Origin of the sequence: Paenimyroides ummariense, assembly GCF_900115115.1 — a bacterium.
In the GTDB taxonomy this organism is placed as follows: Bacteria; Bacteroidota; Bacteroidia; order Flavobacteriales; family Flavobacteriaceae; genus Flavobacterium; species Flavobacterium ummariense.
Genome location: NZ_FOVI01000001.1, coordinates 40,021 through 66,476 on the forward strand (window position 1 = coordinate 40,021; position 26,456 = coordinate 66,476).

The 26,456-nt window shown below is 34.0% G+C and carries 35 protein-coding genes; 24 read left to right on the forward strand and 11 right to left on the reverse strand.

Annotated features, from left to right (window positions below; genetic code table 11):
- Nucleotides 1-258: 258 nt before the first annotated feature.
- The 7 genes from BM253_RS00195 to BM253_RS00225 all read right to left on the reverse strand — a co-directional run bounded on the left by BM253_RS00195 (nt 259) and on the right by BM253_RS00225 (nt 7,165).
- A complete protein-coding gene (locus BM253_RS00195; RefSeq protein ID WP_091517325.1) occupies nt 259-960 on the reverse strand; it encodes a LytR/AlgR family response regulator transcription factor in 702 nt (233 codons plus the stop codon).
- The gene (locus tag BM253_RS00200; protein ID WP_091517326.1) at nt 960-1,670 is read right to left on the reverse strand and encodes a sensor histidine kinase; all 711 of its coding nucleotides are present in this window, start codon (nt 1,668-1,670) and stop codon (nt 960-962) included. The genes BM253_RS00195 and BM253_RS00200 overlap by 1 nt, the downstream gene beginning before the upstream one ends.
- The gene (locus tag BM253_RS00205; protein WP_091517327.1) at nt 1,670-2,089 is read right to left on the reverse strand and encodes an SPFH domain-containing protein; all 420 of its coding nucleotides are present in this window, start codon (nt 2,087-2,089) and stop codon (nt 1,670-1,672) included. The genes BM253_RS00200 and BM253_RS00205 overlap by 1 nt, the downstream gene beginning before the upstream one ends.
- Before the next feature lie 2 nt (nt 2,090-2,091).
- Nucleotides 2,092-2,730, reverse strand: coding sequence for a hypothetical protein (locus BM253_RS00210; RefSeq protein ID WP_091517328.1), 639 nt, complete (start codon nt 2,728-2,730; stop codon nt 2,092-2,094).
- 18 nt (nt 2,731-2,748) lie between these two features.
- Nucleotides 2,749-3,387, reverse strand: coding sequence for a hypothetical protein (locus tag BM253_RS00215; protein ID WP_091517329.1), 639 nt, complete (start codon nt 3,385-3,387; stop codon nt 2,749-2,751).
- A gap of 77 nt (nt 3,388-3,464) precedes the next feature.
- Nucleotides 3,465-4,112 carry a hypothetical protein gene (locus tag BM253_RS00220; protein WP_091517330.1) on the reverse strand — a complete coding sequence of 216 codons (648 nt, stop codon included), beginning with the start codon at nt 4,110-4,112 and terminating at the stop codon, nt 3,465-3,467.
- An 11-nt stretch (nt 4,113-4,123) separates the two neighbouring features.
- Nucleotides 4,124-7,165 (reverse strand): leucine--tRNA ligase, encoded by a 3,042-nt coding sequence (locus BM253_RS00225; RefSeq protein WP_091517331.1) that lies wholly within the window; start codon nt 7,163-7,165, stop codon nt 4,124-4,126.
- A 246-nt stretch (nt 7,166-7,411) separates the two neighbouring features.
- Between BM253_RS00225 and BM253_RS00230 the strand changes: the two genes are divergently transcribed.
- The 11 genes from BM253_RS00230 to BM253_RS17225 all read left to right on the forward strand — a co-directional run bounded on the left by BM253_RS00230 (nt 7,412) and on the right by BM253_RS17225 (nt 14,566).
- Nucleotides 7,412-7,693: a hypothetical protein gene (locus tag BM253_RS00230; protein WP_091517332.1), complete on the forward strand. Its 282-nt coding sequence runs from the start codon at nt 7,412-7,414 to the stop codon at nt 7,691-7,693.
- A 126-nt stretch (nt 7,694-7,819) separates the two neighbouring features.
- Entirely contained in the window at nt 7,820-8,698 is an 879-nt protein-coding gene (locus tag BM253_RS00235; RefSeq protein ID WP_091517333.1) for a cell division protein FtsX, read from the forward strand.
- Between the two features lie 3 nt (nt 8,699-8,701).
- Nucleotides 8,702-8,944 carry a DUF3098 domain-containing protein gene (locus tag BM253_RS00240; RefSeq protein WP_091517334.1) on the forward strand — a complete coding sequence of 81 codons (243 nt, stop codon included), beginning with the start codon at nt 8,702-8,704 and terminating at the stop codon, nt 8,942-8,944.
- An 11-nt stretch (nt 8,945-8,955) separates the two neighbouring features.
- Nucleotides 8,956-9,771, forward strand: a complete 816-nt coding sequence (locus tag BM253_RS00245; RefSeq protein ID WP_091517335.1) for an undecaprenyl-diphosphate phosphatase — start codon at nt 8,956-8,958, stop codon at nt 9,769-9,771.
- Nucleotides 9,771-10,490 (forward strand): tRNA pseudouridine(55) synthase TruB, encoded by a 720-nt coding sequence (gene truB / locus BM253_RS00250; protein ID WP_091517336.1) that lies wholly within the window; start codon nt 9,771-9,773, stop codon nt 10,488-10,490. The genes BM253_RS00245 and truB overlap by 1 nt, the downstream gene beginning before the upstream one ends.
- A gap of 15 nt (nt 10,491-10,505) precedes the next feature.
- On the forward strand, nt 10,506-11,060 hold the full coding sequence (locus tag BM253_RS00255; protein WP_091517337.1) for a hypothetical protein: 555 nt from the start codon (nt 10,506-10,508) through the stop codon (nt 11,058-11,060).
- 6 nt (nt 11,061-11,066) lie between these two features.
- Nucleotides 11,067-11,687 (forward strand): YiiX/YebB-like N1pC/P60 family cysteine hydrolase, encoded by a 621-nt coding sequence (locus tag BM253_RS00260; protein WP_091517338.1) that lies wholly within the window; start codon nt 11,067-11,069, stop codon nt 11,685-11,687.
- A 132-nt stretch (nt 11,688-11,819) separates the two neighbouring features.
- Nucleotides 11,820-12,578 carry an isocitrate lyase/PEP mutase family protein gene (locus BM253_RS00265; protein WP_091517339.1) on the forward strand — a complete coding sequence of 253 codons (759 nt, stop codon included), beginning with the start codon at nt 11,820-11,822 and terminating at the stop codon, nt 12,576-12,578.
- 181 nt (nt 12,579-12,759) lie between these two features.
- The gene (locus BM253_RS00270; RefSeq protein ID WP_091517340.1) at nt 12,760-13,623 is read left to right on the forward strand and encodes a cupin-like domain-containing protein; all 864 of its coding nucleotides are present in this window, start codon (nt 12,760-12,762) and stop codon (nt 13,621-13,623) included.
- 225 nt (nt 13,624-13,848) lie between these two features.
- Complete coding sequence (locus tag BM253_RS00275) at nt 13,849-14,436, forward strand: ATPase (protein ID WP_091517341.1); 588 nt, start codon at nt 13,849-13,851, stop codon at nt 14,434-14,436.
- Nucleotides 14,420-14,566, forward strand: coding sequence for a hypothetical protein (locus tag BM253_RS17225; RefSeq protein WP_177205660.1), 147 nt, complete (start codon nt 14,420-14,422; stop codon nt 14,564-14,566). The genes BM253_RS00275 and BM253_RS17225 overlap by 17 nt, the downstream gene beginning before the upstream one ends.
- 9 nt (nt 14,567-14,575) lie before the next feature.
- Here the strand turns inward: BM253_RS17225 and BM253_RS00280 are convergent, their stop codons facing one another.
- Nucleotides 14,576-15,181: a thioredoxin family protein gene (locus BM253_RS00280; protein WP_177205662.1), complete on the reverse strand. Its 606-nt coding sequence runs from the start codon at nt 15,179-15,181 to the stop codon at nt 14,576-14,578.
- A 47-nt stretch (nt 15,182-15,228) separates the two neighbouring features.
- On the opposite strand from BM253_RS00280, the gene BM253_RS00285 reads away from it, so the two are divergent.
- From BM253_RS00285 to frr, 5 genes are all read left to right on the forward strand, one after another.
- A complete protein-coding gene (locus BM253_RS00285) occupies nt 15,229-16,017 on the forward strand; it encodes a patatin-like phospholipase family protein (RefSeq protein WP_091517342.1) in 789 nt (262 codons plus the stop codon).
- Between the two features lie 77 nt (nt 16,018-16,094).
- Entirely contained in the window at nt 16,095-16,325 is a 231-nt protein-coding gene (locus BM253_RS00290) for a hypothetical protein (protein WP_091517343.1), read from the forward strand.
- Between the two features lie 3 nt (nt 16,326-16,328).
- Complete coding sequence (locus BM253_RS00295; protein WP_245758418.1) at nt 16,329-16,547, forward strand: type II toxin-antitoxin system RelE/ParE family toxin; 219 nt, start codon at nt 16,329-16,331, stop codon at nt 16,545-16,547.
- Between the two features lie 167 nt (nt 16,548-16,714).
- Nucleotides 16,715-17,419, forward strand: coding sequence for a UMP kinase (gene pyrH / locus BM253_RS00300; RefSeq protein WP_091517344.1), 705 nt, complete (start codon nt 16,715-16,717; stop codon nt 17,417-17,419).
- A 12-nt stretch (nt 17,420-17,431) separates the two neighbouring features.
- Nucleotides 17,432-17,995 carry a ribosome recycling factor gene (frr, locus tag BM253_RS00305; protein WP_091517345.1) on the forward strand — a complete coding sequence of 188 codons (564 nt, stop codon included), beginning with the start codon at nt 17,432-17,434 and terminating at the stop codon, nt 17,993-17,995.
- Between the two features lie 69 nt (nt 17,996-18,064).
- Here frr and BM253_RS00310 read toward each other — a convergent pair whose 3' ends face one another.
- Complete coding sequence (locus BM253_RS00310; RefSeq protein WP_091517347.1) at nt 18,065-18,289, reverse strand: hypothetical protein; 225 nt, start codon at nt 18,287-18,289, stop codon at nt 18,065-18,067.
- Between the two features lie 115 nt (nt 18,290-18,404).
- Between BM253_RS00310 and BM253_RS00315 the strand changes: the two genes are divergently transcribed.
- The 4 genes from BM253_RS00315 (at nt 18,405) to BM253_RS00330 (ending at nt 20,752) form a co-directional block, all read left to right on the forward strand.
- Nucleotides 18,405-19,001: a DUF6642 family protein gene (locus BM253_RS00315; protein WP_245758419.1), complete on the forward strand. Its 597-nt coding sequence runs from the start codon at nt 18,405-18,407 to the stop codon at nt 18,999-19,001.
- Between the two features lie 50 nt (nt 19,002-19,051).
- Entirely contained in the window at nt 19,052-19,393 is a 342-nt protein-coding gene (locus BM253_RS00320; protein ID WP_091517350.1) for a DUF3060 domain-containing protein, read from the forward strand.
- Nucleotides 19,394-19,463: 70 nt separating this feature from the next.
- Complete coding sequence (gene bla, locus BM253_RS00325; protein WP_091517352.1) at nt 19,464-20,216, forward strand: subclass B1 metallo-beta-lactamase; 753 nt, start codon at nt 19,464-19,466, stop codon at nt 20,214-20,216.
- Nucleotides 20,216-20,752 carry a YqiA/YcfP family alpha/beta fold hydrolase gene (locus BM253_RS00330; protein ID WP_091517355.1) on the forward strand — a complete coding sequence of 179 codons (537 nt, stop codon included), beginning with the start codon at nt 20,216-20,218 and terminating at the stop codon, nt 20,750-20,752. The genes bla and BM253_RS00330 overlap by 1 nt, the downstream gene beginning before the upstream one ends.
- A gap of 56 nt (nt 20,753-20,808) precedes the next feature.
- Here BM253_RS00330 and BM253_RS00335 read toward each other — a convergent pair whose 3' ends face one another.
- Complete coding sequence (locus BM253_RS00335; RefSeq protein ID WP_091517358.1) at nt 20,809-21,303, reverse strand: DinB family protein; 495 nt, start codon at nt 21,301-21,303, stop codon at nt 20,809-20,811.
- A 24-nt stretch (nt 21,304-21,327) separates the two neighbouring features.
- Entirely contained in the window at nt 21,328-21,819 is a 492-nt protein-coding gene (locus BM253_RS00340; protein ID WP_143095550.1) for a hypothetical protein, read from the reverse strand.
- 149 nt (nt 21,820-21,968) lie between these two features.
- Here BM253_RS00340 and asnS point away from each other — a divergent pair, with 149 nt between their 5' ends.
- The 4 genes from asnS to BM253_RS00360 all read left to right on the forward strand — a co-directional run bounded on the left by asnS (nt 21,969) and on the right by BM253_RS00360 (nt 26,299).
- On the forward strand, nt 21,969-23,405 hold the full coding sequence (asnS, locus tag BM253_RS00345; RefSeq protein ID WP_091517363.1) for an asparagine--tRNA ligase: 1,437 nt from the start codon (nt 21,969-21,971) through the stop codon (nt 23,403-23,405).
- A 71-nt stretch (nt 23,406-23,476) separates the two neighbouring features.
- Complete coding sequence (locus BM253_RS00350) at nt 23,477-24,106, forward strand: hypothetical protein (protein ID WP_091517367.1); 630 nt, start codon at nt 23,477-23,479, stop codon at nt 24,104-24,106.
- A gap of 124 nt (nt 24,107-24,230) precedes the next feature.
- On the forward strand, nt 24,231-25,694 hold the full coding sequence (gene rpoN / locus BM253_RS00355) for an RNA polymerase factor sigma-54 (RefSeq protein ID WP_091517370.1): 1,464 nt from the start codon (nt 24,231-24,233) through the stop codon (nt 25,692-25,694).
- Nucleotides 25,694-26,299, forward strand: a complete 606-nt coding sequence (locus BM253_RS00360; RefSeq protein WP_091517373.1) for a hypothetical protein — start codon at nt 25,694-25,696, stop codon at nt 26,297-26,299. The genes rpoN and BM253_RS00360 overlap by 1 nt, the downstream gene beginning before the upstream one ends.
- Nucleotides 26,300-26,456 lie beyond the last annotated feature (157 nt).

The following is a 26,456-nucleotide window of genomic DNA, read 5'->3' on the forward strand; positions in this document are numbered from 1 at the left end:
ATGTATTTTTTTAATTTCAGACAAAAGTCTAAAACCTAATGTAAATACGTGTTTACATTGTAAAATAAAACGCAGATAATGTAACGAAACCTAAAAAAGTTGTAATGAAGATTTTAAACTAAAGCAGATAGGAGTAAAATAATTTACCTAATACATGATTTAAACGACTCGTCGCTTCGAGTAATGAAACGAAGTGAAATGTATCGAGAAGTTCTCGACAAGCTCGAACTGACGACAATCCAACAACTTTTAAAAGGTCTACAACATCATTAAAAATTCGTTTCTGAAGTTGATGCCTATTGTAAAGGTTTTAGGTTTACCGTCGATTAAAATTTTAGATACAATTTCATCGTGCGAGTAGTAGTTCACGCTGTTCATGGCAATAATTTCGCGCTTGTTGATACGCGAAAATTTTCCGGTTGGCAGAATTTCCTTGAGTTTTTCAAACGAATTATTTTTAACCAAAAGTGTGGTTTCGTCTTTAAAATGAATAATCTTATCACGACTATCCACATCGGAAACCGTAATATAAAAAACATCGTTTGTATTAATGATGCTTTTTCCTTTTTCGGAATTAAGCGTAATGTATTCCGAAACTTGTTTGGTTTCCTTCGTTAGCTTTTCAATTTTGCGAAATGCTTTTTCCAATCGATCTTTTTGTACCGGTTTTGTAATATAATCAATCGCTTCCAAATCAAAAGCTTCTACTGCAAAATCGCGATAGGCAGTTGTAAAAACAATATGTTTATCAGACAATAAATTGGCAATTTGCAAACCATTAATCGACGGCATTTCTATATCTGTTACACAAACATCAAAATCAATTTCATCTTTTTCCTGAATAAATTTTTCGGCGTTGTTGTAAACCTTCACCACCTCAACCTCGCTAATTTGCTCGCACAACAATTTTAAATATTGCAGGGCAAGCAATTCATCATCTAACAAAACACAACGCAGCATTATTCTTCTAATTTAATTTTTAAGGATACTGAATAAATCTTGTCATCGATACTTTTTTGGAGTTTGTATCGATTCTCGTACAACTTTTTTAAACGCTTTTCAAGGCTTGAAACACCAATACCGCTGTTCTCTTTCTTTAAAGGATTTTGTGCTGCAATTTTGTTTGAAACCGAAAGGTTAAAATAACCATTATTCAGTTCAATTACAATGGCAATAAAAGCATCTTCGCTTTGCACATCGGCATGTTTAAAGGCGTTTTCAATTAAATCGATAAGTACCAAAGGTGCAATAACTTTTCGTTCTAAAAACGGATCACGGTCATCGATTAAAATCTTGGTTCGCAAATCAAAAAGCGGACTTAATTTTATTTTATTGATCTCGATTAAACTCTTTATAAAATTGATTTCATCGCGCGGAGTTACCAATTGCTTGGGCGTTTTGTACAACACATAATCCAACACATTCGATAATTTTTCAATGGTGTAATACGATTGATAAACGTGCGATTGTATCGAATTCAATACATTTTTGAATAGATGCTGGTTTAAACGGGTATCGATATTTTCCAGCTCGATATTTTCGTACTTACGCTCTAAATATCCGGTTGATTTATGGTAATCGTCGATCGTTTGCTTGTACTTGCGCATTCTGAACCAGAAATAGCCAACAGCAACAATCAGCAATAAAATTATATATTCTTTAAAACCCATTAGTCGTTTACGATAACCGGTTTAGCAGGTGTTTTTGTGCTTACATCCATCACCGGAACCAAACCTTCGGCAGGCATATAGATAATTTGAGGCAGCGAGCCTTTATCTGCCAATTTTTCTAACGTTCTAATAAACAAATATTGGTTGTATGTGGTGTTTAATGTTCCGTTTTCAAGCTTCATGGCTTCTGCCATACCGCGTGCGCGTTCAACTTCGGCTTGTGCATTTAGTTTTTCGGCTTCCAACCGGGCTTTAGCTTCTTCGATTAAAATTTTACGGTTTTGCTCTGCCTTTGCCATTTCTGCTTTACCAGCCATTTCCTGTTGCCAAACGTTATAAACCGGCAATCCAACCATCAATACCACAACTAAAATTGCAATGAATGCAAATATTATTACTAATGCTTTTGAATTTTTCATAATTAATCTAAAACTCCTTTAAATGTAATGCCTAAAGATACAACATAATTTGAAAAATCGCTTGGTTTAGAAAATGAACCGTTCCCAAACACATTTCGATATCCTACTTTAGAAGTAAGAAACATAAAGGCAATTTCTTCAATATCCATAGCCATCAATCTATACGATACATCTGCATAAGGTGTTAATGTGTAATACGAATCGGTTTTCAACTTACGGGGAACTTGAGTGGTGTAGCCAATTCCTGTATCAGGATCATAGTTTATCACTTCGTTAGATTCGTTTCTGTTGCGAAGTATGTTTAAAAGAATTCCGTTCGAAAAACCAAAACTCAACGTCAGCTTCTCTGTATTTACCACATCATACTGCAACGGAATACTAAAACTGTACATATTAATCAGTGTGCGATCGGTATCAAATCCAAACCCATGATTGTATTTTGGGCTGACGATATTTAGACTTAATCCGCCCGAAAAAGCATCAGTAAAATAATAGCGTCCCGTAAGATCCAAACCAATTTTATTTTTATTGAATGCAGGCATTGTAGTGGCACCAATAGTTACTGCCAAATCGTTTTGCTGCGATTGTGCGAACGTTATTTGTGCGAATAAAAGTGTTGATAAAAGTACTAAGTGTTTCATAATAATTGGTTTTTAAAATTAATCTAACGCACCTTTAATCGTAAAACCTAAAGTTACTATATAGTTTCTAAAATCGCTCGGTTTAGTAAAATCGCCCTTACCAAAAGTAAACTGATAACCCGCATTTCCGGTCACATATATTGCGGTATTGCTTTTAGGATCGATATTTGCCACTTTTACTGACAGATCAATATTTGGCGTTAACGAAAAGTAAGCATCGCGGTTTAAACGAACCGGAGTTTTAACAACCGTTGTTACGCCCGTTTCTTCATCGTAATGCTCCTCAACTTTTAATTGATTTTTATCGCGTAATGTACTTAAAGAAAGCCCCGGAGAAACGCCCATTCCAATCTGAACTTTGTCTTTATTAACTACATCGTACTGCAATGGCACGTTAATGCCTAAATAATGTACAATAGAATTATCGGTATAATACCCAAAACCGTGTGTAAACTTATCGTTTGTGTAAACATAGTTGTTTCCAATAGAGAAAGCATCGGTTAGGTAATATCTTAAACCGACTTCGGCACCTAAACGGTTGTTGTTAAAAACAGGTAAAACGGTTGCTTTAGCAGTAAAAGCCAAATCGTTTTGTTGCGATTGTGCAAACGTTATTTGGGCGAATAATAAGGCTGATAGCAGTAGTAGTTTTTTCATGATGTTCTATTTTTCTTCTGCCAACACAAAAAGCAAGCCAAAAAGAAAACCGCTCGGTTTATTGAGCGGTTTTGAATCTAAAAAACAAATGTTGCATTTATTATTAAACGAGCTTGGTTTTTTTCATGAATGGTGTTTTTCAAATCAAATGATGCACTTTCCCATTTCTTGTTATTTATTGGAAACTCATAAGCTACAGTTATTTTTGTACGATCTCCTCTTCTATCTTTAAATTTCAATGAAATAGATGGACCTAAATATGCTTTTTCATTGTGCATTGACAATTGATTTCCTACAATTTGTTCATCTAAATTTACTTGATGTCCTTTGGTATATAAGTGTAAATTTCGTTTTGAATAGCCCAAATTAAAACCAGCCCCTAGGTTCGTTTTCTCAAACTTTAATACTTCATAATGCGCTCTTAACTTAATTCCATTTGAAACTGTTCTATATTTTGATATCTCATTACCCTTTGCATTAGTAAACAATTCATATCCTAAATCAATATCTACATTATTATCAAAATAACTAAACCCTGTTGTTGCGTTCAATTCACCCATTTCCATTTGCACAAAACCATTCTTCTGCAAATATTTGTTTATTTCAAAATGGTTATTGAAAGCCACACCAGCACCTAAAAACACTTTAAAATGAAAATCTTCATTTTGTCCATAAGCTGTTAAGCCAATAACTGACAAAAAAATAACAATAAGGTTTTTAATCATAGAATTCAAATTTAAAACCCAGCCAAATTGATGATTTTACCAGGAACGATAATTACTTTTTTAGGTGTTGCGCCTTGTAATTGAGCTTGCGTGCGTTCATCGTTCATAATGATTTCTTCGATTTGTTCTGCGGTTAAATCTAACGGCAATTCAATTTTAAAACGCATTTTTCCGTTGAACGAAACCGGATATTCTTTTGAACTTTCTACCAAATATTTCTCTTCGAATTTAGGAAATGGTTGTTGTGAAACCGATTCGGTATGACCCAACATATTCCATAATTCTTCGGAAATGTGCGGTGCATAAGGTGAAATTACAATTGCCAATGGCTCTAAAATAGCACGGTGGTGGCATTTTTGCTGTTGCAGTTCGTTAACGCAAATCATAAACTGAGAAACCGATGTATTGAAGGAGAAATTCTCGATATCTTCGGTTACCTTTTTAATGGTTTTATGTAACGATTTGTACATTTCAGACGTTGGTTCATCGTTGGTAACGATTAAACCGTTATCATCTGCATACAACTTCCATAATTTTTTAAGGAAACCAAACACACCAGTGATACCTGCGGTATTCCAAGGTTTTGCTTGTTCTAACGGACCTAAAAACATTTCGTACAAACGTAAGGTATCTGCACCGTATTCGTTACATATATCATCTGGATTTACTACGTTGTAGAAAGATTTAGACATTTTTTCTACTTCACGACCAACAATGTATTTCCCAGAATCTTCAGCATATATTTTATTAATCCCTAAACCATTATATCTATTTCCTTTTTTAAATTTCTCAATATCTAATTCATTGGTTACAGGATCAACATATTCTACTTCTACACGGAAAGGTCTAATAACTGAAGTTTCTTTAACATAAGTAACATTAAATCCTTTGTCTTTTAAATAAGTCAAATACTCTTCAATAATCTTATTCAATAATTCTGATTCTTCTCCTCTACTATGTGCTTCATATGCTGATTTTGGAATCATGAAATTAGGAGTTTTATCAATTAATTCAGGTAAAGCATTGAAATCACTTCCAGTAAAACCTAGACTAAAAATATAACCAAAAGCAGATGTTCCCAAAATCATTCCTTGGTTGATTAATTTCTGGAACGGTTCTGCGGTTGGAACAATATTCATATCCTTTAAAAATTTGTTCCAAAAACGTGAGTATAGTAGATGTCCCGTTGCGTGTTCGCTTCCGCCAATGTATAAATCTACATTTTGCCAGTAGTCAATGGCTGTTTTCGATGCAATTTCATTTTCATTTTCAACATCCATATAACGCAACCAATACCACGATGAACCTGCCCAACCCGGCATGGTGTTTAGTTCTAATGGAAAAATGGTTCCATCATTAATTTCTGCTGTTGATACCACTTTATTGTTTACCGTATCCCAAGCCCAAGTGGTTGCATTACCTAATGGAGGCTGACCGTCTTCGGTTGGTAAATATTTCTCCACTTCGGGTAATTCAATCGGTAAATGTTTCGGATCGATCATTTTAGGCAATCCGTTCACGTAATAAACCGGAAAAGGCTCGCCCCAATAACGCTGACGCGAAAAAACAGCATCGCGCAAACGGTAATTTACTTTGGCTTTCCCCTGCCCTATTTTTTCTAGTTCTTCAATAACTTTTGTAGTCGCTGCCTTATAATCCAATCCATTTAAAAAATCAGAATTCTGTAATTCAAAACCAGCTTTTTCGGTGTACGCTTCTTCAGAAATATCCTTATTAAAAATATTAATGATTTCAGGCATTCCGTTTTGGTTGGCAAAATGCTTTGCAAACGCATAATCGCGCTCATCGCCACACGGAACCGCCATTACCGCGCCTGTACCGTAGCCTGCCAAAACATAATCGCCAATCCAGATGGCAACCGGTTTTTTGGTAAAAGGATGTTCTGCATACGCACCGGTAAATACGCCCGAAATGGTTTTAACATCTGCCATACGCTCGCGTTCTGAACGTTTTGAAGTAGCTTCGATATACGCATCAACAGCCGCTTTTTGTTCTGGCGTTGTAATTGCTGCAACCAATTCGTGTTCTGGAGCCAATGTCATGAAATTCACTCCGAAAATAGTATCAGGACGCGTTGTAAAAACCTCTATAAAGTTTTCTTCGTTTAAGGTTTCAGGTTTAACGTTATCGGCAGAACTTTCAAACTTTGAACTTAAAACTTTAAACTTTACTGATGCCCCAACCGATTTTCCGATCCAGTTGCGTTGTGCTTCTTTGATAGATTCGCTCCAATCAATGGTATCCAAACCTTGCAACAAACGTTCTGCATAAGCAGAAATTCGCATGCTCCACTGGGTCATTTTTTTACGAATTACCGGATGTCCACCACGTTCTGATACACCGTTTACAATTTCATCATTCGCCAAAACCGTTCCCAATGCAGGGCACCAGTTCACCTCGGTTTCAGCCAAATAGGTCAATCTGTATTTTAATAAAATTCTTTCTTGATCATCAGCAGAAAAAGCATTCCACTGATCGGCAGAAAAGACTTCGATATCTTCATCGGATACTGCATTTACAGTCACATTTCCTTCTTTCGAAAATAAATCAACCAACGTAGAAATATTTTCTGCTTTATCGGTATTTTTATTGTACCACGAATTAAACAGCTGGATAAAAATGCGCTGTGTGTGCTTGTAATATTCTGGGTTCGATGTACGTACTTCTCTACTCCAATCAAACGAAAAACCAATCTTATCTAACTGTTCACGATAGCGTTTAATGTTGGTTTCGGTTGTAACTGCCGGATGCTGTCCTGTTTGTATCGCATACTGTTCTGCCGGTAAACCAAAAGAATCGTACCCTTGCGGATGCAATACATTAAAACCTTGGTGACGTTTGTATCGTGCATAAATATCAGAAGCTATGTAACCCAGCGGATGCCCAACATGTAAGCCCGCTCCCGATGGATACGGAAACATATCTAACACATAATATTTTGGTTTTGTTGATTGATTTTCTGCTTTGAAGGTATTATTATCGCTCCAGTATTTCTGCCATTTGGCTTCTATTTCGTTTGGATTGTATTTCATTTTGTAAGCCTGTGATTTTTAACGATTACAAAATTACTTTAATTTCTTTAGATTACTAATTTTTTATTATATTAACCACACGTAGAAATTAATCTTGATTAATTTTAAGCAATAATTTTTTTTATACATTTGATTTTATCAAAAAAAACCTTAACATACTTGATTTTACAAAAAAACTTAATTATTTTAGAAAAAATTATTATTCTAAAAATGAATATCATAAAATAATACTAAAAACCATTGAATATGACCACGACATTTAAACCTATAGAAAAAGAAGATATTGCACATTTAGTTTTTCCAACAACAGATGTTTTAACTGATAAGCATGAAATTTTTCAGCGTAAACAAGATCTGGAAAAAGCAATGGCTATGGGAAATACCGATCACGTAAAAATTGAAATTTTCTTTGAAGACGATACAAACCAACTGGTAACAAATACCACCGTTTGGGCGGTTACACCAGAACATTTGGTACTTAAAAAAGGTGTTACCATACCGGTGAACAGAATTTACAGAATTATATAATGAATATTTAAATCGATGGTTTTCTATCGATTTTTTATTTTACAAAGCACTTTTACGCATTAACATAATTTTAGGTAGCTTTATATTTAAATTGTTTGTTATCTTTACCCTTTAAAAATTTAATTTATGGCTACAGCGTACGAAAAATATCAAAAGCGCAGATTAATATCGTCTTACTTTTCGGTTATTTTAAGTATTTTTTTAGTGTTGTTTTTGTTGGGATCATTAGGAATGTTCGTGATTAATTATGAAAAAATATCGAACAATTTTAAAGAAAACATTCCAATGTCGATCTATTTTAAAGAGAATGTAAACGAAACACAGCTTGCAGCCTATCAAACCGAATTAGGTCAGCAGAAATTTATTAAAGACCTTACTTTTGTTCATAAAGATTCGGCAGCAAACGCCCACCAGAAAACAATTGGCGAAGATTTCGTAAAGTTTTTAGGTTTTAATCCGTTACAGCATTCGTTCGATTTACACTTTAACGGAGCTTATGTTGAGCAAGATTCTATTAAAGATATTGAAATCAGTATAAAAGAAAACCCGTTGGTTGACGAAGTTGTTTACGATGCCCAATTGGTTGATTTGGTAAACAAAAACATAAAAACAATCAGCTTCTGGATATTGATAATCAGTGGCGTTTTTGCTTTTATATCGATACTTTTAATTAACAGTTCGCTGCGTTTATCGATCTATTCAAAACGTTTCATTATAAAAACCATGCAAATGGTTGGTGCAACAAAATCGTTCATTCGTAAACCATTTATTCTTACAAGTGTTAAGTTGGGAATCATTGGTTCGGTTTTAGCAATTATTGGTATTTTGGGATTGACAGCTTATGCCGACAAAAAATTACCAACTTTAGGATTAATGAGCGATTTACAGTCGATTCTTTTAGTATGCGGAGCCGTTTTTATTGTCGGAATAATCATTACCTACATTAGCACGTATTTTGCAACGCAACGCTTTTTAAATTTAAAATCAGACGATTTATACCTGTAACTTATGGAAAATACTACCGAAAAATCATTTTTATTCAGCAAACAGAACTACATACTTTTATTGGCGGGTGTTGCCGTAATTGCTTTAGGCTTTTTATTGATGTCAGGCGGAAACAGCGAAGATCCAAATGTTTTTAACGAAGCTGTTTTTAGTTTTCGCAGAATTAAACTAGCACCAACCGTAATTTTCATTGGTTTCGGGATCTGCATTTATTCGATATTTAAGAACCCTGCAAAAAAAGCATAAACACCTTATAAATGGATTTATTACAAGCCATCATCATTGCAATTGTTGAAGGATTAACAGAATATTTACCTATATCATCTACAGCTCACATGGGCTTTACTGCGGCTCTTCTAGGAATGGAAGAGTCTGAGTTTTTAAAGATGTTTCAGGTTTCCATACAGTTTGGAGCGATCTTATCAATTGTCATTTTATATTGGCGAAAGTTTTTCGATTTCAGCAACCTTAATTTCTACTATAAATTGGCATTTGCCGTGATTCCTGCATTGGGATTGGGGTATTTGTTAGACGATAAAATTGAAGCTGTTTTAGGAAATCAAATTGCTATTTCAACCGTTCTGGTTTTAGGCGGAATTGTTTTACTTTTTGTAGATCGTTGGTTTAAATCGCCAAAAATTCATAACGAAAAAGAAATCACTTTTAAAACCGCTATTACCATTGGTTTTTGGCAATGTTTAGCAATGATGCCGGGAACTTCGCGTTCGGCAGCATCAATTATTGGTGGTATGACGCAAGGTTTAAGCCGTAAAGCAGCAGCAGAATTTTCGTTCTTTTTGGCAGTTCCAACCATGTTAGCCGTTACAGTTTACTCTATTTTTGTAAAAACCTGGGGCAAAGGAACAGCAACCGAAATCAAAGGTTACGAAATGATTTTACAAGACGATCACCACATTATGCTTTTCATAATTGGTAACATTGTAGCATTTATCACCGCTTTAATTGCCGTAAAAACATTCATTGCCGTTCTTACAAAATACGGATTTAAATTTTGGGGTTGGTACCGAATCGTTATTGGTATTGGGTTGTTAATTTATTTTTATACGAAATAATGCAGAAATTATCAAAGGAAGATTTTCTGGAAGGACAAGTTTTACTGATAGACAAACCATTAACTTGGAGTTCTTTTCAGGCGGTAAATAAAATAAAATACACGTTACTAAAAAATTTAGATCTTCCTAAAAAGTTCAAAATTGGTCATGCGGGAACGTTGGATCCTTTAGCATCGGGACTTTTAATAATCTGTACCGGAAAATTTACCAAACGAATTGCCGAATTACAAGGTCAGATTAAAGAATACACCGGAACGATTACTGTTGGCGCAACAACACCATCGTATGATTTAGAAACCGAAGTAAATCAAACGTTTCCTACCGATCATATATCGAACGAATTAATCGAAGAAACCCGTAAAAAATTTATTGGAGTTATAGATCAGTTCCCTCCTATTTTTTCGGCGTTGAAGAAAGATGGGAAACGTTTGTACGAACATGCGCGCGTGGGTGAAAAAGTGGAGATTCAATCAAGAAAAATTGAAATTACCGAGTTTGAAATTACCCGAATTGCCGTACCCGAAATTGATTTCAGAGTGGTTTGCAGCAAAGGAACTTACATTAGATCTTTGGCTTTTGATTTTGGAAAAGCGCTAAATTCAGGCGGACATTTAACGGCTTTACGAAGAACCAAAATAGGCGATTTTTCTGTTGCTGATGCTATTGAACCGTTAGCCTTTGAAAAAATATACAATTTAAATTTTAAAGAAGCCGAATAAGCTTCTTTTTTGCTTATGAGAAAAATAGTTCAGATAAGTTTGCTGATTTCTGCATTTCAAATAGATGCTCAAGAGAAGAAACCTGCTTTTGAACAATATCAGGCAATAGATTATATGTTGCTATTCAACGCAAATTCAGATAAAGAAAGTTATTATGATGCCAATACCGGGCAAATGGAACAACCTTCTAAATTTGTAATTGGCGGAATTTCTGGGCACTATGAATACGGAATTGCTTACAAACAATGGATTCGCCTTGGATTACTTACAGGTATTCACGCAAACTTTTTTGACAGCGCATATACAGTTCCAATTGCTCCGACTGTAACTTTAGCTCCATTAATTGGCAGCGAAACCAAAGTTTACGGTAAGGTAGCGTATGGTTGGAATACGGCAATTGGCAGAGGAAATTTAAACGGAGTATTTTCTCATGATCAATTCGGAGTTGAGTTTGGCGGTGATTCCAGAATTTTCTTATTTGCTAACGATCATCAATTTAGATTAAAACAACAGGTTTACCGTACATTAGGTATTGGTTTTGGTGGTACGCTTTTTAAAGATAAAAAATAATCAACTATGAAAAACATTCTATTCTTTATACTATTTTCAGTATCCATTTTCGCTCAAAAAAAAGAATTAAAAAACGGCGATCTGTTGTTTATCAATATAAATTGTGGCGGCATGTGTGATGCTATCAATGCGGTTACACAAGGCTATAAAAACAACGATTTTAACCACATGGGTTTGGTTGTTACCATAAATAATAAAGATTTTTTTGTCTATGAAGCGATTGGCAAATCCGTTGTCAAAACACCTCTTAAAGATTTTTTAGCTTACACTAAAAAAACTGTTTATGTTGGTACGTTAAAACGTAAACACCTTCATTTAATACCTAAAGCTATTTCTTTTTGCGAATCACAATTAGGCGTTCCGTACGATGATGAGTTTTTATACGATAATGGTAAATATTATTGTTCGGAATTGATTTATGATACGTTTAAATTCGCCAATAATAACAAACCGTTTTTTAAATTATTTCCAATGACCTACAAAGAGCCAAAGTCCGACAACTTTTTTCCTGTTTGGGTGGAACATTTTGCAAAACGCGGAATAGAAATTCCCGAAGGAAAACCAGGTTGTAACCCAGGCGGAATGAGTCTTGATAAAAAAATAACTTTGAAAGTGTTTCAAATGTAAAATAAAAGGTCTGAAAGTTTCAGACCTTTTGCTTTAACTTAATATTGTTCTAAAAAGTGCTTTTAAAAAATCTTCTTTTGTTTCGATCTAAAAAAAACGTAAATTTATAAGGAACAAGAAAATTATAAAGCTATGAGTTTAGAAAAATTTAAATCGTTACACAAGCAAAACCAACCTTTGTTAATCGCTAATACGTGGGATGTCATTAGTAGTAAAGCTGCCGAAAAAGCAGGCTTTCAGGTAATAGGAACATCAAGCCACGCCATTGCAAATATTTTGGGATATGAAGACGGTGAAAATATTCCGTTTGAAGAAATGTTTTTTGTGGTCGAAAAAATTGCGAAATCAACATCGCTTTTGGTTTCAGCCGATTTTGAGTCAGGATATTCTGATGATCCGCAACAGGTTGCCAAAAATGTTGAAAAGTTGGTCGATGCCGGTATTTTAGGAATTAATCTGGAAGACGGATTAACCAACGGAAAAGATCGATCATTAGGCGATATTTCTGTTTTGACTGATAAAATCAAAGCCATAAAATCGCATCTTCAATCAAAAGGAAAAGATATTTACATTAATGCGCGTATCGATACTTATACAACTAAACACCTCGACGCCATTAACGAAACTTTAAAACGTATTAAAGCTTATGAAGCTGCGGGTGCCGACGGATTTTTTGTTCCATTGATCAATACAGACGAAGACATAAAAGCGGTTTTGGAAACCACGCAACTACCTTTGAACGTTTTTATGAAAGACGGGCTGAAAACCTACGAAGAATTTGCTGCTTTAGGTGTACACAGAATAAGTTACGGCAACGGACTTCATGCAAAAATTACCGAAGCTACCAATAAAGCTTTCGATGATTTAATGAAAACAAAATCATTAAAATAGTCACAGATTTATCTATTTATTCTTTACTTAACATAAATATCTGTGAATCTGTGGTAAGAAACCATTTAAATCCTTAGCCTAAAAACTAAGGATTTATTGTTAAAAAAAAGTTCAATAAAAAACAACAAATCTTTAAATTCACTACTTTTATACGTTAAAGTATTTAAGCTGAAATTTAAGTATGAATTTTAATTATATAGAAATTGAACGTGTAACAAAGCTTACCAAAAAAGAGTTCATAGAGAATTATTACAAAAAGCAGAAACCTGTGGTAATTACCAATCAAATTGAAGATTGGCCTGCATTTACCAAGTGGAATTTAGACTTTATTAAAGAAATTGCCGGCGATAAAACAGTACCGTTATACGACAGTAGAAAAACCGATTATACTAAAAAAGTAAACGAGCCTGATTTTAAAATGACAATGGCAGAATACATTGATATTTTAGAAAAAGGTCCGACCGATTTACGTATTTTTTTGTATAACCTTATGAAAGATGCTCCGCAGATGAAAGACGATATGCGCTGGCCCGATTTAGGTTTGCGTTTGATAAAAAGTTTGCCCTTGGTATTTTTTGGTGGCGAAGATGCGAAGGTTTTTATGCATTACGATATTGATTTACCAAATATTTTCCATTTTCATTTTAATGGAAAAAAACAGTGTGTATTGGTAGATCCTAAAGAAACAAAATACATGTATCGTTTGCCGTATTCGTGGATTTGTCATGAAGATATTGATTTTGACAATCCCGATTTTGAACGTTTTCCGGCGCTGCAAAAAGTAAATCCGTACATCACGCAGCTACAACACGGCGAAATGCTGTATATGCCCGAAGGTTGGTGGCATTACATGAAATATCAGACTCCAGGATTTTCGTTAAGTTTACGATCGTTAGCCGGCAGACCAAAAAATTTATTTACGGGCTTAAAAAATGTAACTTTTAACCGTTTGTATGATAATTTTATGCGTCAACGCAAAGGCCAACAATGGTTAGATTACAAAGATGCCGAAGCAATTAGACGGACAAATGCTTTGTTGAAATAATATTAAATTTTCGATATTTGTCATTCCGACGAAGGAGGAATCTCACTTGCACTTGAATTAGATTCTTCGCTACATTTCATTTCACAAAGAATAAAAAACGAAAAATATCTCTAATAATAAGCAAAAACGCAGCTTAATTAGCTGCGTTTTTTAATAATTCTATTAGTTTATCCTTCACAGAAATCTTTAAATTAAGATTTGGATAAAAAAATGTAACTTTGATTTATGAATGAAAAAAATCTTTATATTATAGCAGGTTGTAACGGAGCCGGAAAAACCACAGCTTCATTTACTATTTTACCTGAAATTTTAGATTGTAAAGAATTTGTAAATGCTGATGAAATAGCAAAAGGATTATCACCTTTCCAACCTGAAAAGGTAGCTTTTGAATCAGGAAGAATTATGCTTAACAGAATTGATGAATTGTTTCAAAATCAAGAAAACTTTGCATTTGAAACAACATTAGCTTCAAAAACATACAAACATAAAGTAAATAAAGCTAAAGCAAATGGATATAGCGTAACGCTTCTTTTCTTTTGGCTAAAAGATTCAAATCTCGCTAAGGAACGCGTAAAAGTACGTGTTAATGAAGGTGGGCATAATATACCAGAAAATGTAATTGAAAGAAGATATCTTAATGGTATTAAAAATCTTTTTGAAATTTATATTGATATGGTAGAACAAACTTTAATTTTTGACAATTCAGACGGAAAACCTGTTTTAATTGCTGAAAAAAATTTTGCAGAAAACATTATAATTCATAATTTAGATAAATTTAATTCTTTAAAAAAGGTATATGACGAAAGATGCTAAAGAAGTAAGAAAAAACAAAATTTTAAAAGGTTTAGAAACAGCCTACGAAAAAATGCTTGATTTTAAAAGACAAAAAAACAGCGAAGTTGTTATTATTCGTGATAACAAAATTGTTAAGATAAAACCATAAAAACGCAGCTTAATTAGCTGCGTTTTTTAATAATTCTATCAGTTCATTCTGCATTGAAATTCCTTTATCGTTATTGTACCAAATCTGGATACCTTCTTTTACTTTTTCATTAAAACCTCCGTTTTCATCTAACAGTCGTTTTACTTCAATTTGTGCGGTTGCAGGTCGTGGTCCCCAAGTAAATAATTCCTTATCTAAATCGGCAGAAACGGCAATTAATTTAGGGATCGATTTCCCTCCATTGGTTAAATACTTTTGCATTAATTCATCGTTATCATCACGTAAAACCAAACGTAAATCTATTAACGGATTTATTTCGGCAAGTTTTTGCAATACCGGAACATTTTGTGCAGCATCGCCGCACCAGCTTTCGGTAAGCACAATCCATACCTGTTTTTCAGAAATTTGTTTTGTAATGTTTTCCAATTCCGGAAGTATCTGCTGGGTTTTATCTAAACGCTTCATTCGGGCACGGTTCAGTTTTGTAAAATCGGTAAGCATCTCGTTTTGCTCATGTCCGGTAGAACTGTTCTCGTTAATTTTTTGGTCGATCAAATTTAAATAATCGTTATAAGACATCGAATTTTCGATTGCTTTTTGAAATATTGCCTGCATAATTTGTATTTTTATGCAAAAATAACGATTTAACGTTACAAAAAATAATGAATAACAATTCAACCGTTTTCGGTTTGGCATTATCGGGCGGCGGTCATAAAGGCATTGCCCATGCCGGTGTATTACAGTTTTTAAACGAACAGGAAATTTTTCCAGAGATTATTTCGGGAACAAGCGCAGGATCTATTGTTGGTGGATTGTATGCTAACGGAATGAAGCCGAAAGATATTCTTACTTTCTTTAAATCGGTAAGTTTGTTCAGTTGGACACATTTATCTTTTAGAAAAGCAGGATTTTTAGACGCCGACCAATTTGCACGCTATCTTGATAAAGAATTTGGCGACAAAACCATTAAAGAATTAGATATCGAACTATACATTTCGGCAACCGAAATTGAACGCGGTAAGTTGAAGATCTTCCACAAAAACACAAAAATAGTATCGGCAATATTGGCATCAAGTGCCTTTCCCGGAGTATTTTCGCCAGTAATCATCAACAATAAAGTGTATAGCGATGGCGGTATTTTAAACAATTATCCGGTAAACACCATTCAGGGTCGATGCGATTTTTTAATTGGCAGCAACGTAAATCCGGTGTTAATGTACAATCAAACTCGGTTTACATCAATAAAATCGGTTGCTTTAAGGGCTTTTGAAATCATGATGATGCAGAACACCTTTCCGCAAAACGAATTGTGCGATTGGCATATTCAACCTGAAGCGCTAGCAAATTACAGTACCTTTGAAACATCGAAAAAAAGAATGGACGAAATTTTTGATATCGGTTATCAAGAAGCAAAAAAGAACTTCGAAAAAATAAAAGATAAATTACCTTAATAAAATCTTTGATAATTGCTTAACTTTCGTTAATGTGATTTTTTTCGTAAATTTGAATTGTAAAGAGTTTTAAAGCCATGGACTTACAAACAAGAAAAATAGAATTTGTACAGGCTTTTCTTAAACTTCAAAGCGAAGAAATGATTTCTCAATTTGAAAAACTTTTAAGAAATGCAAAACAATCAGAATCTGAAAACGATTTTGAGCCTTTTACTGTGGAAGAACTAAACGAACGTATTTTACAATCGGAAAAAGATTTTGAAAACAACAAGTTTAAAACAACCGCCGAACTTCTTTCAAAATACTAAGCTGTGAAATATAAAATTGTGTGGTCGGCATTTTCTGAACAACAGATCGATGATATTTTCAATTATTACACGCAAAAAGCAGCCTACGAAGTTGCATTAGATATTGTTACCAAAATACTTTTAGCTCCCAATATTTTAATCCACAATCCCAAAATCGGACAAAAAGAACACACTTTACAACATAGATTAATTACATCACTATATTTTAGCGGTGAATTATAAAATAATTTATTCCATTGATCATGATGAAATGCTGATAAAAATTGCCGATGTTTTCGATACCCGTCAAAACCCAAATAAAATAGAACGGGAAAAATAAAAGATAAATTACCTTAAGCGTTTTTAAACAATATCAAAAATAATATATTTGCAAATAAATTTTCCTCAGTATGAAATACAAAAGAATACTTCTAAAATTAAGCGGTGAAGCTTTAATGGGCGATAACCAATACGGCATTGACCCAAATCGCTTGGCAGAATATGCCCAAGAAATAAAAAAAATCGTTAATTTAGGTGTGGAAGTAGCCATTGTAATTGGCGGAGGAAACATTTTTAGAGGTGTTGCCGGAGCAAGTAAAGGTATGGATCGCGTTCAAGGCGATTATATGGGGATGCTTGCGACCGTAATCAACGGAATGGCGTTACAAGGAGCTTTGGAAGACGCCGGAATGCTTACGCGTTTGCAGACTGCCTTAAAAATTGAGGCAATTGCAGAACCTTACATTAAACGCAGAGCGGTGCGCCATTTAGAAAAAGGCAGAATTGTAATTTTTGGAGCCGGAACTGGAAATCCTTATTTTACAACTGATACCGCTGCTGTTTTAAGAGGAATTGAAGTGGGTGCAGATGTTATTTTAAAAGGAACAAGAGTTGATGGTGTTTATACTGCCGATCCTGAAAAAGATTCTACCGCAACTAAATATGAAACCATTTCGTTTGCCGATGTGTTAGAAAAAGGATTAAATGTTATGGATACCACGGCTTTTACTTTAAGCCAGGAAAACAACTTACCAATTGTTGTTTTTGATATGAACAAGGAAAGTAATTTATTAAAAGTGTGCCAAGGCGATAACATTGGTACAACAGTTTATTAAAAAGATATAGAAATGACAGAAGAAATTAATTTTATTATAGACGAAGCAAAAGAATCAATGAACGGTTCTATTGAGCATTTAAAGAAAGCCTTGTTAAACATTCGTGCAGGTAAAGCAAACCCGCAAATGTTGGGTGCTGTTTTTGTAGATTATTACGGATCGGCAACAGCTTTATCACAGGTAGCAAACATCAATGTGCCCGATCCACGTACGTTAACGGTTACGCCTTGGGAAAAAAATATGTTACAGCCTATTGAAAAAGCAATTATGATTGCTAATTTAGGTTTAAACCCAATGAATAATGGCGACATGATTATCATTAACATTCCTGCGTTAACAGAAGAGCGTCGTAGAGATTTATCTAAACAAGCAAAAACGGAAGCAGAAGATGCTAAAATATCAATCCGTAATGCGCGTAAAGATGCGAATACCGATATCAAGAAACAGGAAAAAGAAGGAACTTCTGAAGATATTTGTAAAGATGCCGAAGACCGCATACAAAAACTAACCGACAATTACATTAAAAAAATCGATGAGATCTATGCTGAAAAAGAAGCAGAAATCATGAAAGTATAATTAAAAAGCCACTCAAATCGAGTGGCTTTTCTGCTAAATAAATAGCTATCAAAAATGTTTGTATTGGTTCTAGTTTGTTAGGGTAAGTTCGCACATAATCAATGGATAAGATCCCTTTTCAATACGCTTTAATAAAAAATCTTGAGTTATATTTCTCCATTTATCTTTAGTTACAATATGGTATAAAATACTCGTGTATGCAATGGGCTCATTAGTTGAGGCATCTTTTACTAAAAAAGATTTTTGTGCAACGGCTGGTATCGAAAGTAAAAAGAAAAGTAACAGTTGTTTCATAAACACATTTTGGTTATTGCAAACCTAATTGTTAAAACGTTAAAAAAATTTAAATAGTATATTAAATATTACAAAAAATATCAAAAGCAGGTCATTTGGCGGTTTGATTAATTAAATGAAACGTATCTTTATAGAAAACAAACCAATGTATTTATCTAACGATCAACTTAAATTATTTTGTTTGGAATGTGTTAAAAGTGTTGATGAATCTGCTGAAAGTAAAATCTTTCCGCTTTTGGAACAACTCGTTAAACAGCATAGTATTGTGAATGTATACAAAGCCGTTGATTCTATTGAAGATTTTGAAGAAAGTTTAAACACGCTGCTTTATGAAGATCGAAATTTTAAAGATTATGATCTGTTGTATTTTATTTGTGGCGGAAGTGAAAACGAGATCATTGTAAACGATTATTTGTACACTTTAGAAGAAATTGCCGAACTTTTTGAAGGAAAATTAAAAGGAAAAATCCTTCATTTCGCGAATTCTAAAATACTGAATCTGGATAGCGAAACGGCTCAATATTTTTTAGATGTCACGGGCGCAAAAGCTATTTCGGGTTATCAGCACCAAAACTTTTCAAGCAGTATGCTGTTAGATTATCATTTTTTTAGTCTGTACCCCGATTTTGATGATGTTACCGATGTTGTTGAAGCACTATTTCAAAAGCATTACGCACTTTGCACCAATTTAGGATTTCATTTGTACTATTAGTTTGATTATCTGGCATTAAAATTGTATATTTAAATCAAAAAGAAAAAACTATGAAAAAGCTATTAGCAATCATTATTTTATGTTTAGGTTCTTTAACGGCTTCGGCACAACAAAAAGAAATTACTGTAGAAGGCGTTGGCGTTACTAAAAAAATAGAAGCTACCGGTAACGAAACAATTAAAGTTGAAGGCACCAACAACAAAGTTACAATTATTGGCGCTTGCAATGCCATTAAAGTTGAAGGCGTTGACAATGTGGTTACAGTTGATGATGTAAAATCGATTAGTGTGGAAGGAACCGGAAACAAAGTAAATTACAAGAAAACATCGGCTGCCGACGGTAAAGTTACAACCGCAGTTGCTGGTGTAAACAATAAAATAACGAAAATATAAGCAGTTAAAATCCGTTTTTAAATTGAAACGGATTTTTTGTTTTTGTACTTTTGAATGAAATTAATCTTCCATGAAAATCATTCAATTATTTCTGCTTTCTGTAATTTGGATAGTAACTTTAAGTTGTTCTGCACAAAATAAAAAACCGGAAAACAAAACCGTTTATCAATCCGAAACATTGGTTATTACTCAAGTTTCGCCCAACGTGTATCAGCATACATCGTTTTTACAGACCGAAAGTTTTGGCAATGTTCCTTGCAACGGAATGATTGTTCACAACAATAATGAAACGGTAGTTTTTGATACGCCTGTGAATGATGAAATTTCAGAAGAATTAATCCAATGGATTCAAAACAGTTTAAAAAGTAAAATCAATGCGGTTGTTCCTACTCATTTTCATGATGATTGTTTGGGCGGATTAAATGCGTTTCACAAACACCATATTCCATCGATAGCAAACAGTAAAACAATCGAAATTGCAAAAGAAAAGAAACTTCCTGTTCCTTTAAAATCGTTTACTAATCAAGAAAAAATAGCAGTCGGAAACCAATTTGCAGAGCTTTATTTTTTTGGCGAAGGTCATACCAAAGACAATATTGTGGCGTATTATCCGAATGAAAAAGTGTTGTTCGGCGGATGTTTGATTAAGGAATTAAACGCCGGAAAAGGAAATTTGGCAGATGCCAATGAAACCGCATGGTCAGAAACCGTAAACAAATTAAAAAGCACAATTACCGATGCCGAAATAGTCATTCCCGGACACGGCGTAATAGGAAACACCAATTTAATTGATTACACCATAAAATTATTCACACAAAAATAATGCAGTACGTTTACATTCATGGTTTTGGCACTACAGGCGCAAACAGCATCAAGTTTAAAAAAATTAAAACACACGCACTTTCAAAAAATTTCAAAGCAATTGCGTTGGAATGGAACGAACATCAGGCGGATATTTTAGAACAACTGATTTTACAACTTGATAACCAGATTAATTGGAACGAACCTATTTGTTTAATCGGATCATCGACTGGTGGAAATTTCACCTATCAACTTTTAGAACAATTCACTGATAAAGAACTATTGTTTGTGCTGATAAATCCTTTGTTAAATGTGGAACAACGAAAAATTGATAACTATAATTTCCCGATGTTGCTGGCAAATCAATTAAAAAATCCGTCAGCAGATTTAGCAAACGGATTGATTCTTTTAGGTAAGAACGACGAAGTTTTAGATTACAATTATACTTACGAACGTTTGCATAAATCGAACAAAATTATCATTGGCGAATGGAATCATACGTTGAGTAATTTAGATACCGCCAAATTATTACGTTTGATTGATTCTGTAAACAAGTAAATTTAATTTAAACCACATAGAAACATAGTTTTGAAGTTTCTATGTGGTAAAAAATTTTACGCTTTATCATCTGCAGAAGGACCGTAAATTCCCGGAACAGGAATATCCAGCAAACGCATATAAACCGTTAATTGTCCGCGGTGGTGAATTAAATGGTTGGTTACAATAAAACGCAACGCTCCGGTTTTTGGCATTGCAGCAATTATATGATCGCCCGCTTTTAGTGCCCAATCTTCAAAAACAATTTCTTCGTTCATTTGTTCAATGATAGCTTTGTTTTTTTCGAAATCACTTTCCAGTTTACTCAACAAATCATCAACCGAAGTTAACTTTGTAGGCACATAATCTACGTGAAAATCAAATGTTTCTTTACTTAAAACAAAATCAACCCAGTTGTGCAGTTCCACAATATGATTGGTCAATTCGCCCAAAGTCATCGACTTTTCGTGTGGTTTGTAACCAAAACTCTCGTTGTTTAAACGACTAATAATACGTTTGGTGTTTGCTTTTTCGCGTTCTAATTCAATTAATAATGCTTTTTTAATGCTCATTTTTATTTTGTTTTTATTGTTTAATTATTCAAAAGGATTTGGTTCGGGTGGATAGAAAATATCAACATTTCCAAAATCAATTTTTAAATTGTAATGTTCAATTTCTTTTTTATATCTATCAATATGTATCAAATAATCGGCAAACTCTGTAAGTGCTTTTGTTGCTTCAGATTCAAAATTCTGTACGTAAACTCGTTTTTTACTTTTTAGAAATTCAAACTGATACTCAAATCCATCCACCACATCATCATTAATATATTCCTTTTCAAAACTATTGCCTTTAATTGTATCTAAATATTCATGGATTTTATTTTTTTCATAATCATCAATCAAATAAAAATAAGCTTTTACTCTTGCAGGAAAACTAGGTGAAACAAAAACAGTGTCGCCTGTAAATTTAAATACTTTCAAATTTTGCATTCCTGCATACCCAAAAACAAAATCTTCCTGCAAACGAACTTTCTTTTCTTTGCACGAAACAAAAATCAATATAAATACAATACAAAGAAACCTCATAAAAAGTTCTATTAGAATTGATGTTTGGCATTATATCAAAGATATAAAAATCGGCAACCAACAGCTTAAAAATTAATCGCATCAAAAACTAAAAAAAGTTGTAATTTTACCCACTGTAATTATTGACATCTAAATTATAGCAAAATATAATGAAACATACTAAGATTAAAGATCTTTTAGCAGGGTCGAGTCTTTTACAAGAAGTAGTGGCAAAAGGCTGGGTGCGTACTTTTAGAAACAACCAGTTCATTGCATTAAACGACGGATCTACCATTCATAACATACAATGCGTTTTAGAATTAGACGCTTTTCCTGAAGAAACCATTAAACGTATTACAACCGGCGCGGCAATCAGCGTTAAAGGTACGTTGGTTGAAAGTCAGGGCAAAGGTCAAAAATACGAAATTCAGGCAAATACGCTGGAAATTTTAGGCGATTCTGATGCTGAAAAATATCCGATACAGCCTAAAAAACACTCGTTAGAATTTTTACGCGAAAATGCTCATTTACGTATTCGTACCAATATGTTTGGTGCTATTATGCGTGTGCGCAGTACGCTTTCTTACGCGGTGCACAAATACTTTCAAGACAACGGATTTTTCTATGTAAACACGCCGATCATCACGGGATCTGATGCCGAAGGTGCCGGTGAAATGTTTCAGGTTACCGCGTTGCCTTTAGATGGTTCTGCGCCAAGAAATGAAGATGGAAGCATTAATTACAAAGAGGATTTCTTTGGCAAACACACCAACTTAACCGTTTCGGGTCAGTTAGAAGGAGAAGCTTATGCCATGGCATTGGGATCAATCTATACGTTTGGACCTACTTTTCGTGCAGAAAATTCAAATACATCGCGCCATTTGGCTGAGTTCTGGATGATTGAACCGGAAGTTGCCTTTAATAATTTAGACGATAATATGGATTTGGCGGAAGATTTCATCAAATTCGTTATTAAATATACGGTTGAAAAATGCGAAGACGATTTATTGCAGTTGGAAGCACGATTGATCGATGAAGAAAAATCGAAACCACAGGCAGATCGTTCGGAAATGACGTTGATGGAGAAACTGAAATTTGTTTTAGAAAACAATTTCAAACGTGTTTCTTATACCGAAGCTATCGATATTTTAAAAGGATCAAAACCTAATAAAAACAAAAAATTCCAATATTTAATTGAAGAATGGGGTGCCGATTTACAAAGTGAGCACGAACGTTTCTTGGTTGAAAAACACTTTAAATGTCCGGTAATTTTGTTTGATTATCCTGCGAACATTAAATCGTTCTACATGCGTTTAAACGACGATGGAAAAACAGTTCGTGCAATGGATATTTTATTCCCTGGAATCGGTGAAATCGTTGGTGGATCGCAACGTGAAGAACGCTACGATGTCTTGATCGAAAAAATGCAGGCATTAAATATTCCCGAAGAAGAATTATGGTGGTACTTGGATACCCGCAAATTTGGATCGGCAGTTCACTCGGGCTTTGGTTTAGGTTTTGAACGTTTGGTATTGTTCGTAACAGGTATGACCAACATTCGCGACGTAATTCCGTTCCCAAGAACACCGCAAAACGCAGAATTTTAAATTATAAAACGTTCAACTTAAAAAAGTTTGAACGTTTTTTTATTAGCTTACAGTTTTAAATTCCATTATAGATGATTTTACCAAAAGAACTTAAAGAAGCCATAACGCATCTGTCATCAACCGAAAAAGACAAACTAATTTTCCGTTTGTTAAAAAAAGATTTAGCATTGGCTAACCGTTTGCTTTTTGAATTGGTAAGCACAGAAACGGTTGAAGAAAAACGAAAGAAAATACAAAAATCATTAGTTTTTCAAATAGATCGATCTGTTGAACAATTTTATTCACCCGGTTATTTATCAATGGATGTGCGCTATATGAGTGGAATGATTACCGAACATGTTCAAATCACTAAAGATAAATTTGGCGATCCTTATCTTAATTTACTAAATTTAAACGGGATAATTCCAAAACTAAATAAACAGCTACAAACCTATAAACCAATAAAAGCAAATAAATTTTACGTTCCTGCGTTGGCACGTATTTTTAAAATTTTAATGAATGTTTCAAAATTTCATGAAGACGAACAATACGAATTTCGTGACGAACTAAACAAATTAGGGGAAAGTATTATAGAAAACCAAGATTTTATGAAAGCTGCCATAAACAATGGTTTAGATATAAATTGGTTATTAAATGCTGAAATACCAGAAAATATAGTAGAAATCCATAAAAATATTCGTGCATTGGGTCTATTAAGATAAAACAAAAAAACGCATATTTTACAACCTTTAAAGTTTGACACAACGCTAATTATTTGTTATTTTTGAATAAATTAGTTTGTGTCAAACTTTTTTTTATTACTAAAAGTTATAGGAGCATTATAAAATGTTAAAACAGAATTTACAGTTTAAATTATCGCAGAAATTATCGCCACAGCAAATTCAATTAATGAAGTTGATTCAATTACCTACGCTTGCATTTGAACAACGTTTAAAAGAAGAATTGGTTGAAAATCCGGCGTTGGAATCTGGGAAAGATGAAGTGAACGATGCAGATGAGTTTCAGGATAATTCAAACGAATTTGATGATTACGACAATGAGCACATCGACACAGATGACATCAACATTGATGATTATTTAAGTGACGACGAAATACCCGATTACAAGCTTAAAAGCAACAATTACAGCGATGATGACGATGAAACTTTTATGCCGATTGAAGCGCAGATCAGTTTCCACCAAAACTTAATTGAACAGTTAAACACTTTTATTTTAACCGATGAAGAACGAACCATTGCCGAGTTCTTAATTGGCAGCATGGACGATATGGGTTACATTCGCCGCGATATTCAGGATATTGTAGATGACATGGCATTTACGCAGGGAATTTACGCAAGCGAAGAACAGGTTAAAAGTATTTTGGAAAGTATTATCCACGAACTGGAACCAAGCGGTGTAGGCGCACGCGATTTACAGGAATGCTTGTTACTGCAGTTGCATAGTAAAACACCAAATGAATCAATAGATCTGGCTAAAGATATTATTGAAAATCAGTTTGAGGCTTTTACCAAAAAACATTACGATAAGTTATTACAGAAATACAATGTTTCACAATCGCAATTGCGTAAGGCTATTGATGAAATTGAAAAACTAAACCCAAAACCAGGTGGAAGTTTCTCCGGAAGTTCTCGTGCTGTAGAACATATTATTCCCGATTTTACCGTTAAGGTTGACGATGGCGAAATTGAACTACACTTAAACAGCCGAAACGCTCCGGAACTGCACGTTTCTAAAGATTATCAGGAAATGTTGCAAACGTATAAAGAAGCCAATGAAAAATCGTCGGCTCAAAAAGATGCGGTACAGTTCATCAAACAAAAATTAGATGGTGCCAAATGGTTTATTGATGCCATTAAACAACGTCAGGAAACGCTTTTTGTTACCATGAGTGCCATTATCGAATATCAGAAAGATTATTTTTTGGAAGGCGAAGAAACAAAAATCCGTCCGATGATTTTAAAGGATATTGCAGACATGGTTGGTTTGGATATTTCTACCATTTCGCGTGTTGCCAACAGTAAATATGTTGATACACCTTATGGAACCAAATTGATTAAGGAATTTTTCTCTGAAGCAATGACGAATGATCAGGGCGAAGAAGTTTCTACCATTGAAATTAAAAAGATTCTGCAAAACATTATTGCCGACGAAGACAAGCAAAAACCGCTACCAGACGATAAACTGGCTGAAATGCTTAAAGAAAAAGGCTACCCTATTGCCCGCAGAACCGTTGCAAAATACCGCGAGCAGCTAGACATTCCGGTAGCAAGAATGCGCAAAAAGATTTAATGAAGTATTTTTTTAAAATAATATCTTACATATTCCATCCTGTTTTTATTCCAACAATAATCACAGGATGTTTTTACTTATTAAATGCCGATTTTTTTATTCCCATTGAACGATATTTAGCAACAGGTCAGGCTTTTTTAATGACTTTTTTGTTGCCTGTTTGTATTTATTTTTTCTTGAAATCATTAGGGTTACTAAAATCATCGGTAATGATTAAAAACCTGCGCGAACGCAGTGCACCTATGTTTTTGAATATTGTAATCATAAACATCTTGATTTTTAAAATCTGGGAAAATGCCTCTAATTCCTCTTTAAAAGTATTTTTTATCGGCTACTGTATTTCGTATACCATTTTATTCTTCGGTATATTACTAAAGCGTAAATACAGTGTGCACGTAGCAAGCGTTTGCAGTGCCATTCCGCTATTTGTAAACCAGACCACCACCTATTATTTAAACCCGTTTTACATTTTACCAGCGTTATTGCTTATCATCGGTTTAGTAGCAACGTCACGCTTGTATTTAAGAGCACATACCAACGTAGAAATTATTGTAGGTGCGTTGATTGGTTTTGTACCGTCGTTTATATTGTTTTATAAGATGTAGAAAGTAGTTCTTAGTTATTAGCTTTTAGCTTTTCTCAAAAATGTCATATAAAAAGAATTCGAGATATTTATTGTACCACAAATGCACAGATGTTGGGTGTTTAATGCCGGATGTTTTTTCTGTATAGTATCTTATTGTCATGCCTTGCTTGACACGG

What these genes read in the sequence shown, in the direction of transcription:
- BM253_RS00210 (WP_091517328.1), bottom strand. Translation starts at nt 2,730, where the DNA reads ATGAAACACTTAGTACTTTTATCAACACTTTTATTCGCACAAATAACG.
- BM253_RS00195 (WP_091517325.1), bottom strand. Translation starts at nt 960, where the DNA reads ATGCTGCGTTGTGTTTTGTTAGATGATGAATTGCTTGCCCTGCAATAT.
- BM253_RS00230 (WP_091517332.1), top strand. Translation starts at nt 7,412, where the DNA reads ATGACCACGACATTTAAACCTATAGAAAAAGAAGATATTGCACATTTA.
- truB (WP_091517336.1), top strand. Translation starts at nt 9,771, where the DNA reads ATGCAGAAATTATCAAAGGAAGATTTTCTGGAAGGACAAGTTTTACTG.
- rpoN (WP_091517370.1), top strand. Translation starts at nt 24,231, where the DNA reads ATGTTAAAACAGAATTTACAGTTTAAATTATCGCAGAAATTATCGCCA.
- BM253_RS00320 (WP_091517350.1), top strand. Translation starts at nt 19,052, where the DNA reads ATGAAAAAGCTATTAGCAATCATTATTTTATGTTTAGGTTCTTTAACG.
- BM253_RS00205 (WP_091517327.1), bottom strand. Translation starts at nt 2,089, where the DNA reads ATGAAAAATTCAAAAGCATTAGTAATAATATTTGCATTCATTGCAATT.
- BM253_RS00200 (WP_091517326.1), bottom strand. Translation starts at nt 1,670, where the DNA reads ATGGGTTTTAAAGAATATATAATTTTATTGCTGATTGTTGCTGTTGGC.
- BM253_RS00255 (WP_091517337.1), top strand. Translation starts at nt 10,506, where the DNA reads ATGAGAAAAATAGTTCAGATAAGTTTGCTGATTTCTGCATTTCAAATA.
- BM253_RS00240 (WP_091517334.1), top strand. Translation starts at nt 8,702, where the DNA reads ATGGAAAATACTACCGAAAAATCATTTTTATTCAGCAAACAGAACTAC.
- BM253_RS00280 (WP_177205662.1), bottom strand. Translation starts at nt 15,181, where the DNA reads ATGCAGGCAATATTTCAAAAAGCAATCGAAAATTCGATGTCTTATAAC.
- BM253_RS00220 (WP_091517330.1), bottom strand. Translation starts at nt 4,112, where the DNA reads ATGATTAAAAACCTTATTGTTATTTTTTTGTCAGTTATTGGCTTAACA.
- asnS (WP_091517363.1), top strand. Translation starts at nt 21,969, where the DNA reads ATGAAACATACTAAGATTAAAGATCTTTTAGCAGGGTCGAGTCTTTTA.
- pyrH (WP_091517344.1), top strand. Translation starts at nt 16,715, where the DNA reads ATGAAATACAAAAGAATACTTCTAAAATTAAGCGGTGAAGCTTTAATG.
- BM253_RS00225 (WP_091517331.1), bottom strand. Translation starts at nt 7,165, where the DNA reads ATGAAATACAATCCAAACGAAATAGAAGCCAAATGGCAGAAATACTGG.
- BM253_RS00275 (WP_091517341.1), top strand. Translation starts at nt 13,849, where the DNA reads ATGAATGAAAAAAATCTTTATATTATAGCAGGTTGTAACGGAGCCGGA.
- BM253_RS00335 (WP_091517358.1), bottom strand. Translation starts at nt 21,303, where the DNA reads ATGAGCATTAAAAAAGCATTATTAATTGAATTAGAACGCGAAAAAGCA.
- BM253_RS00330 (WP_091517355.1), top strand. Translation starts at nt 20,216, where the DNA reads ATGCAGTACGTTTACATTCATGGTTTTGGCACTACAGGCGCAAACAGC.
- BM253_RS00310 (WP_091517347.1), bottom strand. Translation starts at nt 18,289, where the DNA reads ATGAAACAACTGTTACTTTTCTTTTTACTTTCGATACCAGCCGTTGCA.
- BM253_RS00265 (WP_091517339.1), top strand. Translation starts at nt 11,820, where the DNA reads ATGAGTTTAGAAAAATTTAAATCGTTACACAAGCAAAACCAACCTTTG.
- BM253_RS00245 (WP_091517335.1), top strand. Translation starts at nt 8,956, where the DNA reads ATGGATTTATTACAAGCCATCATCATTGCAATTGTTGAAGGATTAACA.
- BM253_RS00360 (WP_091517373.1), top strand. Translation starts at nt 25,694, where the DNA reads ATGAAGTATTTTTTTAAAATAATATCTTACATATTCCATCCTGTTTTT.
- BM253_RS00235 (WP_091517333.1), top strand. Translation starts at nt 7,820, where the DNA reads ATGGCTACAGCGTACGAAAAATATCAAAAGCGCAGATTAATATCGTCT.
- BM253_RS00285 (WP_091517342.1), top strand. Translation starts at nt 15,229, where the DNA reads ATGAATAACAATTCAACCGTTTTCGGTTTGGCATTATCGGGCGGCGGT.
- frr (WP_091517345.1), top strand. Translation starts at nt 17,432, where the DNA reads ATGACAGAAGAAATTAATTTTATTATAGACGAAGCAAAAGAATCAATG.
- BM253_RS00260 (WP_091517338.1), top strand. Translation starts at nt 11,067, where the DNA reads ATGAAAAACATTCTATTCTTTATACTATTTTCAGTATCCATTTTCGCT.
- bla (WP_091517352.1), top strand. Translation starts at nt 19,464, where the DNA reads ATGAAAATCATTCAATTATTTCTGCTTTCTGTAATTTGGATAGTAACT.
- BM253_RS00215 (WP_091517329.1), bottom strand. Translation starts at nt 3,387, where the DNA reads ATGAAAAAACTACTACTGCTATCAGCCTTATTATTCGCCCAAATAACG.
- BM253_RS00315 (WP_245758419.1), top strand. Translation starts at nt 18,405, where the DNA reads ATGAAACGTATCTTTATAGAAAACAAACCAATGTATTTATCTAACGAT.
- BM253_RS00290 (WP_091517343.1), top strand. Translation starts at nt 16,095, where the DNA reads ATGGACTTACAAACAAGAAAAATAGAATTTGTACAGGCTTTTCTTAAA.
- BM253_RS00270 (WP_091517340.1), top strand. Translation starts at nt 12,760, where the DNA reads ATGAATTTTAATTATATAGAAATTGAACGTGTAACAAAGCTTACCAAA.
- BM253_RS17225 (WP_177205660.1), top strand. Translation starts at nt 14,420, where the DNA reads ATGACGAAAGATGCTAAAGAAGTAAGAAAAAACAAAATTTTAAAAGGT.
- BM253_RS00350 (WP_091517367.1), top strand. Translation starts at nt 23,477, where the DNA reads ATGATTTTACCAAAAGAACTTAAAGAAGCCATAACGCATCTGTCATCA.
- BM253_RS00340 (WP_143095550.1), bottom strand. Translation starts at nt 21,819, where the DNA reads ATGAGGTTTCTTTGTATTGTATTTATATTGATTTTTGTTTCGTGCAAA.